Origin of the sequence: Paenibacillus residui (genome assembly GCF_042677205.1) — a bacterium.
Classification (GTDB): Bacteria; Bacillota; Bacilli; order Paenibacillales; family NBRC-103111; genus Paenibacillus_L; species Paenibacillus_L residui.
Genome location: NZ_JBHTIU010000103.1, coordinates 21305 through 36115 on the forward strand (window position 1 = coordinate 21305; position 14811 = coordinate 36115).

9 protein-coding genes are annotated in these 14811 nt (G+C 49.9%); 2 read left to right on the top strand and 7 right to left on the bottom strand.

Features of this window, described 5'->3' with window-relative positions:
- Positions 1 to 128: 128 nt before the first annotated feature.
- A complete protein-coding gene (locus ACFQ03_RS24030) occupies positions 129 to 1787 on the bottom strand; it encodes a response regulator transcription factor (protein ID WP_379291476.1) in 1659 nt (552 codons plus the stop codon).
- Positions 1788 to 2372: 585 nt separating this feature from the next.
- Here ACFQ03_RS24030 and ACFQ03_RS24035 point away from each other — a divergent pair.
- Positions 2373 to 2525 (top strand): hypothetical protein, encoded by a 153-nt coding sequence (locus ACFQ03_RS24035; protein WP_186328433.1) that lies wholly within the window; start codon positions 2373 to 2375, stop codon positions 2523 to 2525.
- A 954-nt stretch (positions 2526 to 3479) separates the two neighbouring features.
- Here ACFQ03_RS24035 and ACFQ03_RS24040 read toward each other — a convergent pair.
- The 6 genes from ACFQ03_RS24040 to rpiB form a co-directional block, all read right to left on the bottom strand.
- Complete coding sequence (locus tag ACFQ03_RS24040; protein ID WP_379291478.1) at positions 3480 to 4556, bottom strand: bifunctional 3-deoxy-7-phosphoheptulonate synthase/chorismate mutase; 1077 nt, start codon at positions 4554 to 4556, stop codon at positions 3480 to 3482.
- Positions 4557 to 5182: 626 nt separating this feature from the next.
- Positions 5183 to 6949 carry an S-layer homology domain-containing protein gene (locus ACFQ03_RS24045; protein WP_379291480.1) on the bottom strand — a complete coding sequence of 589 codons (1767 nt, stop codon included), beginning with the start codon at positions 6947 to 6949 and terminating at the stop codon, positions 5183 to 5185.
- A gap of 25 nt (positions 6950 to 6974) precedes the next feature.
- Positions 6975 to 9734 (bottom strand): DUF4855 domain-containing protein, encoded by a 2760-nt coding sequence (locus tag ACFQ03_RS24050; RefSeq protein ID WP_379291482.1) that lies wholly within the window; start codon positions 9732 to 9734, stop codon positions 6975 to 6977.
- Positions 9735 to 10299: 565 nt separating this feature from the next.
- Complete coding sequence (locus ACFQ03_RS24055) at positions 10300 to 11271, bottom strand: hypothetical protein (protein ID WP_379291484.1); 972 nt, start codon at positions 11269 to 11271, stop codon at positions 10300 to 10302.
- 497 nt (positions 11272 to 11768) lie between these two features.
- Positions 11769 to 12740: a class II fructose-bisphosphatase gene (gene glpX / locus ACFQ03_RS24060; RefSeq protein ID WP_379291486.1), complete on the bottom strand. Its 972-nt coding sequence runs from the start codon at positions 12738 to 12740 to the stop codon at positions 11769 to 11771.
- Between the two features lie 45 nt (positions 12741 to 12785).
- Positions 12786 to 13244, bottom strand: a complete 459-nt coding sequence (gene rpiB, locus ACFQ03_RS24065; RefSeq protein ID WP_144939751.1) for a ribose 5-phosphate isomerase B — start codon at positions 13242 to 13244, stop codon at positions 12786 to 12788.
- A 685-nt stretch (positions 13245 to 13929) separates the two neighbouring features.
- Between rpiB and ACFQ03_RS24070 the strand changes: the two genes are divergently transcribed.
- Positions 13930 to 14715, top strand: a complete 786-nt coding sequence (locus tag ACFQ03_RS24070; RefSeq protein ID WP_260982165.1) for a DeoR/GlpR family DNA-binding transcription regulator — start codon at positions 13930 to 13932, stop codon at positions 14713 to 14715.
- Positions 14716 to 14811 lie beyond the last annotated feature (96 nt).

The following is a 14811-nucleotide window of genomic DNA, read 5'->3' on the forward strand; positions in this document are numbered from 1 at the left end:
AGCATTTTCAGCTCGAGGTGGATAAAAATCAGGCCGGAAAGAAAGTCTCTAGAAATCCTAAACGGGGGACTAGGCTGTACCCCTGTTGAGGTGAAAATGAACGCTTGCATTATTTAGCAATTGGAGAATCAAACGGGGCCCGCTCTCCCCCCTTTATCATTCATCGACTGCTTGAATTCCATCGGGCTCAGGCCGGTGTGCTGCTTGAAAACGCGGCTAAAATAACGAAAATCGCTGAAACCGATTTTCTCCGATATTTCAGCGACGGTATTCGAAGTCTGCAGAATTAGCTGCTTGGCCCTATCCACCCGAATTCCGTTCAAGTAACGGGTGAAGTTGACACCGGTTTCCAGCTTGAAGAGCTGGGACAGGTAATTTTTATTCAAATGGAAATGCTTGGCTGTCTGTTCCAGCGTAATCTTGCTGGCATAATTGACGGATAAATAGCTTTGAATTTCCACTATGACCCTTCTCCGTCCCGTATCCATCAGTCTTCGCTTCCGCTCCAGCAAATAAGTGCAGTACTGCTTCAGACGCTCCTTCGTCCGCTCGACGTTCCAGTGAAGGTTAAACCCCGGCCCTTCCCAATCCTCGACCGGTCCTATATCTTTGGCAGACGGATAACTGTTAAACTCCATCGCGCACACCTTCATCAAAGCGGCCGTCTTGTCTATACATTGCTTTGCTGTCCGGGGCGTACATCGGTCCGCCTGCAGCAGGGCAAAATGCTCCTCGATCGTCTCCAGAGCCTCGTCTTCCTTGCCATAGGTTAACGCATGTGTAATCCGCTGCCGGAAGCCGCTGTCAAAAAGAGCCACCAGATCGGCATCCTCACCCGCATTCGGCTGATCTGATAGCTCGCGGCAATGTACCGTAAAGGTTTCCTTACGGAACATGTTCATTTCTGCAGCTTTCTTCGCTTTGGCGTATCCGGTCAACAGCCGCTCCAGAGGGCAGAAGCCGCTAATTCCAAAACGGACATCAAGCTTAAGATGCTTCCGTATATGACCGGCTAGCTCTGTCCATCGGCGGATCAATCTTGCTTCATATTCACATAAGCTTTCCTGCGGACGGCTTTCCACAAGAAACACATATTCGTCATGCTCCACTTTGAAGAAATCCAGGTCTTCGTATTTATGAGCCAGCTCCTGAAGCAGATTAATCAGCGAGAAGCTGACCAGATAGCTGCCGTCTTCCCCAAACCGCAGCAAAGCCTCCTTCAGATTCACCTGCATGACGGTCACAGAAAACCTTACGAGGATCGAGCGGAGACGGAACAGACCGGCTAATTCCTTGATTTGATGCGCTGCGTACCTATAGGTCAGGATATCTTTAAAGAAGCTCTCCACCTTATAACGCTCCTGCGGCAGTATGCTCCCCCATCCGTTTCGCGGCTTTTTCTGCTCTATCATTTCTGCGGCGACCTTACGAACACATTCGGTCAAATCATCGGGACGGATCGTCATTTTTAATAAAAAATCGGAGGCCCCGAGCAGCAGGGCTTCCTTGACATAATTGAAATCGTTCGTACAGCTCAGGACGATAAATTTGCTGGAGGGCTTGCGGGCTTTGACCTGCCGGATTAACTCAATTCCATCCATGTCGGGCAGGATCATATCGGTAATGATTAAGTCGGGCTGCCAATCCTCGAAACGGTCCATGACTTCTTGCCCGCAGGCAGCTTCTTCCACCCGGCTGAATTGCAGATCTTCCCAGGGTACGGAATGACGAATTCCATGACGGACAATAGCTTCATCGTCGACAATGACCAGATTCAGCATTCTCATCCTTCCTTTCCTAGTAAAGGCAATGTGACCGTAACTATCCCTTCTCCGGTACGTTGTGAGCCGATCCTGGAACTGGTAGCAGACGGGAGCCTGTCCGATGAATGAAAATGCAATATTTACTGGAACAAAGTTAATCAGCCGTCCTATTCCGAAGGAAAACGCTCTCCGCCCGAGATGAAATAAATATCCGAACCAATCGCTTCGCGACAGTCTTCCCCGGGGCTTGCGACCAGGAACACGATAAGCCTATAGAACCCAATTCTGATTTTATAAAATTCATCCTGCTTTAAATGCTCTTGTCCGAATGCTGTATTATATTCGTTGGGGACAATTTTTTCCCTACTATATTCAAGGAAATAAATGGGATAAAATCTTGAAATAAAGAGGGGGATTTTTTTATAAAAAGATTGGTATTGGAGAGTTGTTTTGAAGTTCAGCTATGCCGGAAATCTTTGTTCAAAGACTCATGTATGCGTTAAGAAAAGACCGACCATTATGCTTGCATATTGGATTTAGAAGGGAAGGAGTGGAGAAGGTTTAATCGAAGAGGCCTGTTAGTCAAATACATAAAGAGGAGGAAAACCGATGACCTGGATTATCGTTATCCTGTTGTTAATCAATACGGCGATTCTCTTGAACATCAACTATAAAATTAAAGGGAGAGATCTCGTTCAGGAAGCATTGGATAGGGATCAGCGAAGAGGACGTACAGTTTCTCGACAAAATAGAACTGAATAAGTATGCAAAACTTAAACTTTCTTACCCTATTAGAAAGTTTAAGTTGAGTAAAGCATTAAAATGCCTGACGGAAAGCCACACGTCGCATCCGGGCCAGTAGAAACATCGCAAAGACGAGCAAAAATACATTAAAATCGTGCCTTTTCCCGAAAAGAAGGCGAAAGACGCTCAAATGTGCAGGTCTTTTTCACAAAATGGGGCCATTTCGCTAAAAACGCTCCAAAGACGTGCAATATTGCTCTAGAATCAGGTATGTGGCGACTTTTCTTCAAAAAGACGTGCGTTATTGCTGTAGAATTAGGCACTACGTGGTACTTTGAGGCTTTTCTCGAAAGACCTGCAGTTTTGCTTGTCTTTCACACCATCCGGTGGACGATCCGGATTGGGGCGTTTTCAAAAAGCCAAGAGGAATGCTTGTTCGCTTATAGTTTGTGAAGTGAAACAACTAATGGCCCTGACCGAAAGGCCAGAGCCGATGCAAAATTCCGAGAGGCTTAACTCATTGTAAAGAGGTACTTTTTATCAACAAGAAAAGGTTAATCACCATATTGACTGCTGGAATTATTATAATTACTTTATCCGTGTATTTTGTGAGGCAGAACATTTGGATCAACAATTTATGAAATATCCTGTCGAATTTGATGAAGAATCTTTATACTTTATCAAATCTAAGAACAGAAGTTACATTATTGCAGTGCTAAATCCTGCTTTAAGAAAATTATTCACGATGGAGATTTTTTATTAGCTCGACTTCGCAGCAAGCGCCGATAATCTTTTTGATAAAATTAAACCAGCCCACCGTAAACATCAGAAAATCTTTATTATAGCTGATAAATTTCAATTTGGAAGAATGGGGTGCGCCCCCGCCCATTTTTCCGCAACATTTATCGTAAAAAGAGCGAGGACAGCCTAAATAATCTTGTTCCCATGCGAATACATTGAAATTTAAGTATGCTAATATATCGTTTGGCCCGAGCGGTTCCATAAGCCGGAATCCATCAGTTGATCCGCGAAGCTCCGGAACTGTGCGAGATCGATCTGCTGCTCCGAATCGGACCAGGCCTCCGGCGGATTCGGATGAACCTCCACCATGACTCCATCGGCTCCGGCCGCCAGAGCAGCTTTGGCACAGGGGAGCAGTATATCCTTACGCCCCGTCGAATGGCTGACATCGACCAGTACCGGCAGATGGCTCTCCTGCTTCAGAATCGGCACGGCCGAAATATCAAGTGTATTCCGGGTCCACTTCTCGTAAGTGCGAATTCCCCTTTCAATGAGCATCACCTGCGAATTGCCCCGGGAAACAATATATTCCGCCGCCATCAGAAATTCTTCCATCGTGGCGGCCAGCCCTCTTTTTAACAAGATCGGCAGCTTCATCATCCCGGCTTCCTTAAGCAGCTCGAAGTTCTGCATGTTGCGGGCACCGATCTGGATAATATCGAGATATGGGGCGGCCGCTTCCAAATGAGCCGGCGTTACGACCTCACTGATAGTCAGCAAGCCGTATTCATCCGCCACTTCCTTCATCATCTTCAGCCCGTCTATTCCAAGCCCCTGGAAGTCGTAGGGTGATGTACGGGGCTTGAACGCCCCGCCGCGAATAATTCGAACCCCCTTCTCCTGCAAAGCTTCGGCTGTCTGCCGCATCTGCTCCCAGGACTCGATCGAGCACGGTCCGGCGATCAGCTCGGTGCCGCCGCCTCCAATCTCCACATCGCCGAATCGAATAACCGTATTCTCCGGTTGGGCCTGGCGGCTTACTCTAAGCGCGGGCTTGGCTGGCTTGACCGGCTCCTGCGTCGCTCTTGCAATGGCATCCCGCAATTGCCGGATCGCCTGGCTGTTCAACGGGGCGTTCTCATCCTCCCCGGCCTCTCTCCACATCGATTCGGTCAAGCAGAGAGACCGCGCGCGATATTCCGCCGGGAGCTCCCGGAACACCCGGGCTCTCTCATTCAACAGACGAATGAGAACACTGTCGATTTCGTTCACTTTTCCTTGCAGAACCTGAAGCTGCTCGTTATTCATAATGATCTCTCTCCTTAACCTTGTATTCATACGCGAAAGCTTGGGTTTCTCCGGCCGACCATATAGGGGAAGAGCAAACACCGCGCGCCAGTGTTCAACTCCATTCCCGCCTCATGACCTGATATAACCAAAAAAGCTGCCTAACTCCGGGACGCGTCGACGTGGTACCACCCGAATTTAGACAGCTTCAAACAAACAAGCTTTCTCTCTCACCATGATAACGGTATGAAACCGGAACTCTCCTACTGGGCGCACCGCCGTTCAGAGGTCAGCTCAGGAGTGAACTTCGGCTGGCCGTACCCCCGGAACGCTCTCAGTCTACCGGCGTTCCGTCCCTGTGGGGACTGCTTCGCTTACTCTCTCCATCATAGCCATTTAGAATTAAATCTAAATTTTCAAACATTATATGTTCATTTCCAGAACAATGCAAATATTTACTTGAAAGCGAGCCAGCTTTAAAGCGAAAAAGCACTGCTCATAAACCTGACTGGGCACTTTGAAGAGGCTAATAAGCATTCCGGGCGGCCCCCTCCCTCCAACAAGCTTCCATCTCGCGCAACGCGATACGGCTCTGGCAGGAGAAGGGTCCGGCTCCGGTCAACAAGCAAGCGAGTGCAGCGGATCCATTAACGCCGATTATCCAGACTTAGCAGGTTGTAAACGGCTTGGGCGCTTTCACTGCGAATCACCGCACCTTTAGGCTTGAAGGTGTTGTCCTCATAGCCGCTGAGCAAGCCCAGACGAGCTGCGGTATGGACATAAGCTTGCGCCCATTCGCTGATGGTGCCGGAATCGTTAAACACGGCCGGCACCTCCATACCGGGCTGCTCCCCTGTCATAACCGTATAGGTCCTTAGCAGCATCACCGCCATTTCTTCGCGCGTAATGGAAGCCTGCGGATGGAAGAGGCCTGCTTCGTCCCCGGTTACGATCCCGGCCTCCCGGGCGGCGGCTATGCTGGCCGCGTACCACTCGTCAGCCGCTACATCCGGGAAGCCGCTGCTGCCTGCTGCCTTCAGATCGAGCGTACGAACGAGCAGCTTGGTAAACTCGGCACGAGTCACCTCACGCCCGGGCTCGAACGTATCCGCCGTTACTCCATCGACGATATGCCGGGCAGAGAGTAAGCGGACCGCTTCGGCGGCCCAATGGTCGCTGGGGACATCTGTGAAGGTTTTGTCATATTCAAGCAGCATATAGTTCCCCGACCGGGTGACGTCGGCAGCCATCCGCTTCTCATCCCAGCGGCTTCGGAGATAATGAAATCCCCCGCCCTCTCTCCATTCATAAATCCCTGACAGGGAAGCCTGTTTATTTGGGGACAGCTTCAACGACATCCGAATCGGCGGCGCAAATGCTTCCTGCACCGTACGGCTGCCGTCCGGCTTCATTCCTGCAAACTCGATCCGATAGGCGTCAGAGGCCACCTGAATGGCTTCGGAGGAATGAGCCGCTGCTTGCAGACTTCTCGCCGCCTCCGTTGTAGATATGCGGGCTATATCCAGCACCAGCCAAGGGGCAGCTCCTTCCTGCTTGCCTAACGAATCCAGCATGGAGCGGATCGTAGCGGCGGGAATGGACAGCTCGCTGCCTTCAAAACGGACGATGACGGAATCAATCTTCTTGAAATCGGAATAGGCAGCGGAGAACACAAGTCTCCCCTTACCCTGCTCCAGCTCCACCGCAACGATGCCGGCTTCGGCCGTCTCCAACCTTTTGGCATCGACAATAATATCATCCGGCCCCGATGGGAGCTTTGTATCATCGCCGGGAGATGCCATACCCGGCTTCGGAGAAGCGGCCGGATCCGGAGTAGCACTCGGTGTCGGCCGCGGACTCGGATCCGGTGTAGCGCTCGGCGTCGGCCGCGGACTCGGATCCGGTGTAGCGCTCGGCGTCGGCTGCGGACTCGGGTCCGGCGTAGCGCTCGGCGTCGGCTGCGGACTCGGGTCCGGCGTAGCGCTCGGCGTAGGCTGCGGACTCGGGTCCGGTGTAGCGCTCGGCGTCGGCTGCGGACTCGGGTCCGGCGTAGCGCTCGGCGTCGGCTCTACCGGAGACTTAATCGTGACCGACTCCTCGATGGGATCGGCCGCCTTAGCCCCGCCTATCCTAATCCGATACGTCTGCCCCCGCATGGAAGCTGTAACCGGGAAATCAAATACATATTCCCCTGTCTCTGAACTGGCTGCCTGATCTACATAAATAACATTTTCACGGGAATCCAGCACCTGGATCGTAACCTGCAGATATGCATCCGGAGCGTTGCCCGAAACGGTCACTTTCGTCTCCGATTGGACAATACGCACGGGAGACCAGCCGGGAGAATCCGCCGCTGCGGCCGGCATCAAGCCCATAAGCAGAATTAATAGGGTCAGGATGGTAACCTTCTTCAAAATAGCAAGCCTCCTTTCAGGCATTTCATCGGACCGGAACGGTCACTCGATTGGACAGCGGCCTCATTCCGTCCAGACTGTCCCAGACGAAGGCGCGTACTTCATAGGTGCCGCTTGCCGGTATTTTGATCATCGCCGTAGGGGTTATGCTCTTGGCCGCCTCAACTTCTTGGGTAACGGCCGTATAAGCCACCATTTCTCCCGATGTAGTGTCGAACAGGCCCATGATCAGCGTCATCTGCTTGGAAGAAGTCGTCAGATTGGTAGCCTGCACGGTCATTTTCGCATCGTTGCCTAACCGGAATTCATCCGCGGGCGACTGCCATTCGATCCGGAACGGGTTCACGTCAATAGAGTCCAGCTTCGCCTGAAATTCGGCTTTCTGCAAGCTGTCCGGCAGCGCTTCGACCAGCTCCCGGGCAATGTCATAATAATCTCTATCCCTTAAGGCTTTGACTACCGCATCCGAGGCTCCGGCAATCTTCTCCTCCAAGGACCCCGGAATCAAATCGCTCGCTCCCCAGTTAAGATAGACGATGTTATCGCGAGTGATCATCTGACCATCGGCCGACAATACGAATAGTCTGGGCGTAATGTCCGTATCGTTCACACCGTCATTTTTATGAAATTTAAGAGTCAGGAGATCGGGAGCTCCCTCGAGTATTTTTTGCTTGCCTGCCAAATCCCCGGCCAGCGCATCATCGGGATTATGGATATCGAAGCTGACTTTCACCTCGCCGGGCGTGCTATGGTCTACTACCACATCCGCCTTCCCTTTCAGCGCAGGGCCCAGATCATACGTGTCATACGCCGCTTTACCGACATCATACATAATCGTGAAATTTCCCTTGACGAAGTTATCCGCCAGCGGAAGCTTCACATTCACTCCAATATTCGCTTTATCCGTTACGTTCGTGACAAGCGTCGCCGTAAATCGGGGCTGGTAAGTACCTTTGACATATTCGAAAACCCGGTCATACACATTCCGACGAATGACGGATAGGGAGTCTGTTTCCTTGTTATCTCTAGGTGCATAAGCGAAGGCACCCACGACAATCGGATTGGAGCTTAAATAATACGTGTTGGCCGCTTCCGTCATATAACCGCTGAAGTAGCCGTAATTCAAATATTGGGCCAGCGTCCGGTAATCATCATATTCCACCTCGATGGAGCCCCCAACTCTTCTCGCCAGCTCTTCGGTTGCCGGGAAAATCTGCTTGCTGGAATTTCTGAAAGCATAGGAAGGCTGAATGGAGGCCGTGTCAAAGCCAAGATCCCGCCAAATATAAGGTGAAGCCGGTCCTATGTAAGGAATCCAGGTGAAATAGTAGCCTTTCTCGTGCAAATGATCGGCCGCCGCACGAATCATTTCCACCTCTCCATCCTTGGCCAGCACCCTCTCGTGATACCAGTAGAAGCTGTTCAGCTCCAAATGATCATATCCCGCAGCTTTAAAACGGCTAATAACCTCATCGATATACCAGCGGACAATGGCCTTTTTGTTCTCTACCGCCAGTCTTGCCATTTCGTAGGCACCTTCTCGGGATTGCGGATCCATCCCCTTCTCTCTCACCGCAGAGGCAAAATCGCCGGCATAAGTATAGAATGGGGCGCCATAGCCAATATCGCCGAAATCATTGCTTTTGTTCTGGTCGTCCAGATACGGAATAGCCATATTGATTCTCACTTTTTTATCCGTGCCCAGCTGCTTGTTCAATTCTCCGACCGCCCAGTTGATTGCCCCCAGTTGGGTTTCCTGCTGGAAAATAAAATCGACGAAAGCCAGCATGTCGCCTTTGGTTTTGTAAATGGCCGCACCGGTGCCGGTCGGCGTCGTCGGAGTAACCATCGCAACGACCGGAATCGCCAGAATGTCATCGAAGTACCAATCGGTGTAGCGGCCTTCGATGTCCCGGTGGCCAAGCATCGTCATCACTTTCTCCCGGGTCCAGTCCGTAAAATGCTTGTTCGCCTCATTCATAGGCCCCGTATACCACAAAAACTGGTGAGCGACCTCCGCCCCTTCCGGCACCCCCGGCTTCACCAATTCATCGTAAGTGAACCCGTCCGGGAAGTTCAGAGTCTCCGGCAGAACGGCATCTTCCGCCATCCCTTCCACACCGCGAATTTCAATTTCGTCCGCCCACCCGAACGTATCGATCACAAAGACCAGCTTCACATAGCGCGCCTGCACCGTCAGCTCGGAGCCATCCGGCAATGACGACAGCTTGTACAGCTTGCGGTCCATCTGGGTCGAACCGGGGTTGTATGCATAGAACAGCGGGACATCCGGCTCGGCGACCCCCACGTAGTGATACTGCTCCCCATCGTTCGAAACATAGTACCTGACGTTAAAAGGAGGAGCAATGCCAACATCGCTTCTTTGCCCGAAGCTGATCGACATCTCCTTCACGGTCTGAATGTCCCCGAGATCAATGATGACCTCTCTCTTCATCTTGCGGTAGAAAACAAACCAATCCGTTACATTGCTCCAGTCGCTTAAATTGCCGAGCTTCCCGTCCGTAAGCAGCGCCAGCTTGGCAGTGTCTCCCTTGTCCGATTCCTTCTCGTATTTCAGCGGCTCGTTATTGATCACATCGAAATGAATATCCGGTTCCAGAATAGTGACGGAGCGATTTAAAGCCAGATTTGTGTAAGTGCTTTCATTAACGGTCATGTCAAAATCCACGGCCGCCTGAGCTCTCTCCGTTGGAAAAACACCCGTGAACCAAGACAGAACCATGCACAGTACCATGACGATACTTATCCTTCTTTTGGCACTCATTCTTCTTCCTCCCCAAAAATCGGATTTTCCTTGCTACAAGTTCGGGTAACCATACATCTGCTGATACGATCCCCACTTGGTTGGCAAGCGCTTTCAACATCCTGAAAAAACAGCTCTCCTCCTTCTATTGAAAGGCCTCCTTTCCTTCCCCCTTTCTCACCCCATAACAACCTAATATTTCCCACTCATAGTAACACCCGTTATTATGTATGTCAATGCATCTATCACACCGTTATTGATTTGCCACAATCCGGCTCCCCATATGAATAATATCTTCTGGCGCATTCAATACCCAAATCCTTTAAAAATAAGGCATTCAGGCTAATTTACCCACTCCCTTCAGTAGATAGATGTTCCAATGTGAATTGAAGTGTTACAAATGAATATTAAAAAATCCCATAACACTCGTTATCATCCAGAGTGCTACGGGATTTCGCCCGTATGTAACTCTAAAGTTGTTAGCCGCCCGTTCCGTCTGGATTTTCCTCCGGAATCCGGTCGGCGGATGATCTTTCCTTGTCTACTTTTCATTTCAGGTTACGGTCTTTTCAGCCAAGGAGAGGTACTAGCTGTTCCTATTTTTCCTGTGATCGTCATCCAGACATTGACGCGGGTCCATATGTATAAGCTCCCATTTTCCTCCCTGCCCCTTCCGGTACTGAGCCGTCAAAACATCCGTATCATTCGTCAGAACGAAGAAGATAAACCGATATTCCCTCCCGTCCTTCCCGGAGAAATCAATCTGCTTGATATAACCGTCCTGCCGGGTAGGCTTTCTCTTCTCCACAAGCTTGCACCAATTGCCATATTCGATATCGACAACGGCCTCGGCCATATGATTCCAATGATGGTAAGCCGCACATAAGAAATCCTCCCCTTGCAGCTCGACATCGGAAATTTCATAACGATCCCCGTTTTGTTTAATATAGACATAACCATAGTAATATGCAAAATAAGTGTTGGACTTGGAGGAACCCTCAATTGTCTCCAGTTCAATAAAATACCGTTCTTCCCCCGGCCGCTCCGGGTCCGCCGGAACCTGACGGAGCTTAATCAGGTTAATATGGGCGATCTCCTGGAAGGACTGTATATATGCCTTATAAGAGAGTCTGTTCCGATATGCATCCGACAGAAAATGATAAGCAACCGGATAAGGGATCTTCGCATTTCCAATCGTTCCGCAGCCTCCCGTCGTTTCGCATAAATTTTCAGCCTCCCGAAGAATGCTGAAATAATTGAGAATGGTGTTCTCGGGGGTATCCATCAAAGACGAAGGGAGCTTGATCTCTTCCACCTTTTTATCAAAATAAGGTTCGAAAAAATTCCCGTTAAACCGGTCGTTGAGAACGGGCAGCTTGGAAGGGCGGAAATACCGCTCCACATCCTTACCCTCCCGGACCGGTGCGCTCGCACTAAGGTCATCATCTTCACAATTTGTGGATGCTTGAACCAATCTTGCACCCATAACCGCCGCTTCCGCTGGAGCGGAATCCCAGCCGAACCGGAGCACCAGAGCCAGGCCTATTGCCAGAAGCACAACGATCCCCCACTTTATGGGCTTCGCACGGATTGTCAGAAAAATAATGTCTCCCCCTTTATATTATCATTTTTGATATTAATGTCCTTCCATGCGGATAACCGGATTCCGGGCAGAAGTCCTACAGTCTGTGGTGTGTGTCTCTCTTACAAAGCTTGAGGAGTTGAATGACTTTTTGGGGTTGGTGGCTGCTGCTGAGAGTAGTACTATTCGCTTACAAGGATGAACCGTTAGGAGACCGCAAGATACGCCATCCCTACTGATATATTCAAAGCGCAGCTTGGACAGAACGCCAAGTTGTCCATTAACCGGACGACTATGTTATCATTATCGATACCAATAACAAAATGCAGCAAAAAACAGGCTCCACCAATGGGTGAAGTCTGTCCTCACAGAAGAATTACTTGCTTGCGTGCTTCCATGGAGCCGCAAGACGTGGGTCCGCTGATCATGGAATCATTAATAAGGAAAGAAACTTACTTGTCTGCGGAATAAACTTAATGGCGGGCCTCGATAAATTGAAAACCGGGGGTTGAGCCGCCGATCGCCACGAAAGAGTGGGTCAGCATGCTTCCGTCTTTGAGCTTGCGGACCCCCTTCAACAAAGGGCTATCCGTGATTCCGGTCGTCACAAAGAAACAGTCTTCCGATCTAACGAGATCGTCGATCGTCAACCCTTTGTCGGGCTCGGACAATCCCATCCGGACGCAGCGCTCGTACTCTGCCCGGCTGTTAGGGACCAATTGGGCCTGCAGATCTCCCCCCAGGCATTTTAAAGCGGCTGCTGCAATGACTCCTTCGGGTGCGCCCCCCGTACCCGCTAGCAAATCAACATCCAGCTCTTCCAATGCAGTAGCTATGGCACCAGTAATATCACCATCGGAAAACAGCTTCACCCGAGCCTCCAAATCGAGGACTTCCCGAATTAAACCTTCATGACGGGGGCGATCCTGAATCATGACGGTCAGCTCCTGCACCTCTTTACCCAGAGCTTTGGCCACCGCTTTCATATTTTCCGTTAAGGAAGCCTGGATATCTATGCACCCTTTGGCTTTAGGGCCAACCGCTATTTTCTTCATGTACATATCGGGAGCATGCAGCAAGCTTCCTCTCTCAGATGCGGCTATAACGGCCATAGCATTGTCCTGGCCCTTGGCCATCAAACTGGTTCCTTCCACCGGATCCACAGCGATGTCCAGATGAGGCCCCTTCCCCGTTCCCAATTCCTCGCCAATGTAAAGCATGGGGGCTTCATCCATCTCCCCTTCCCCGATCACGATGACTCCCTTCATCGGAATGAGGTTCATCTGACGGCGCATCGCTTCCGTCCCGGCCCCGTCCGCTTCATTCTTATTCACCTTGCCGATCCAACGATAGGAAGCGATGGCCGCTTGCTGAGAGACGGTAAGAAAGCTCATGGCCAATGCCTGAACACTGCCCGCATCGCTTATCCTCCTATTGGCTTCCATCCTGTTCACCCCCCACAGGTAATCTCCTTCATGCTTATCGTGCTCTTACCGGGCTTGCAAAAATTGCCGCTCCTTATCGATAATTTGCTGCACTTTTCTGGCGGATCGGCCCCCGGGAAACTCGGATTCCAGATAGACTTTAACAATCTGCTTGGCTAATTCTATCCCGATAATTTGCGCCCCCATGGTGAGAACCTGGGCATTGTTGCTCTTCTGCGCTCTTTCAGCCGAATAAGTGTCGTGGCACAAAGCCGCACGGATACCCGGAACCTTGCCCGCCGCAATAGCTACTCCTATCCCCGTCCCACAGACGAGAATTCCTCTATCTAGTTTCCCTTCCGCGATATCGCCCGCAACCCGGAAAGCGACCTCCGGATAATCTACTTCCGTACAGGAGTCGTTGCAGCCGTAATCCGTTACTTCATGCCCCAGCCCCCGGATATGCTCCTTCAAGCTTTCCTTCATGTCAAAAGCATTGTGATCGGACCCTATACCGATTCTCATTTCCTATTCACCTCGCGAGATGTGATTATTATCGTTTATTTTTATTTATTATCATTTATATATTTATTTTTTCATTTATTTCGAAATTTGTCAATAATAATTACGTTTTGTTATCGTTATTAATTGTTTTATAGTTATTCCTTGCGGAATTCCCGCTATTTATCTCCGGCAACCTACTCCATTTGAAGAAAAATTCGACATTCCCTACTCATTTGATTTATAATTTTCCTGAATTGGGTAGAATAATATATTAACTCCTCTCTATCACTTATCGCGATCCATTCGGGCTGCAAGAAACCGAGATTTGCTCCTCCAAGCCACCACGACTGCCTTCTAGTCTGTTTATTGTTTTCTTTTGTGTTATAACGCTTTAATTTTTATTTTGTCGTATTTTACACAACAAATGATGTATGATGTATTATGAAACAAGAAGAAATGGCTTTCGCCGTCCTTGTCTTCCTTTATATCGTATTAACGTTGTAAAGTTCTTAAAATTGCTGTGTGGTAAAATAAAATCTACTAAGTTGCCAATAGGATAGGCAGCGATAACCGCGTTTTCAGTTATCCGGGTGGGACCGCCGACATATATGCTCACTCCGTCGATAGTTCTATCAGTAAACAGGTGCTGCAGACTCTTACCCGGAGATGCGGCCGAAATATACTCAGTGCGCAGGTGAATAATACAATGCAAAAAATGTTCGCTCCCGAAAGAAGACAAATTATACTGGAGAAGTTAAACAAACACCAAAGGGTGACAGTCAAAGAGCTGTCCCGGGAAATTAACGTGTCTGAGGCTACGCTTAGAATGGACCTTACCAAAATGGAAGAGGACGGTCTGCTTCAGAGAACCCATGGTGGAGCCATTTCCATCCAAAACACGGATCCGGAAACGAGCTTTTTTACCCGTGAGAAGAAAAATAAGAGCGAGAAATCGGCTATCGCCAAGAAAGCGCTGGAGCTGATTGCCGACGGGCAGTGCATCATGCTGGACGCCAGTTCAACCGCGCTCGAATTGGCCCGGATTCTGAAGGAGAAGTCGATTCGGCTCACCGTCGTTACGAGCGGGATTAATACTGCTCTAGAGCTGCATGAGCATCCGGATATGACGGTCATTTTGCTGGGCGGCATTGTCAAGAGAGGCTCCTATTCCTTGGAGGGCAGCCTGGGAATCCAGATCCTGAAGCAGATTAATATCGACTTGATGTTCACTTCCGCCAACGGCTTTTCCTTCGAAGCGGGCTTGACCGATTTCAGCGTCTACGAGGTCGAATTGAAGAAAGCGATGGTTCATGCGGCCAAGAAGGTGGTGGCCCTGCTCGATCATAGCAAGATCAATAAAAATTCGATCGCTTCTTTCGCTTCCCTGGATGAGATCGATATTCTCATTACCGATTACGCCATGCCGGACAGCGAGCTGAAGGCCTTGAAGGGACAGAATATTGAAGTTCTTATTGCACCGACAGACGAATAATCCGGATAAATAATTGTATCGCGGTTGAGCCTGATCATACGAAAACCTGCCCCGGACATTCCCACGGAGCAGGTTCTTTGCTTTATTATTATCGGC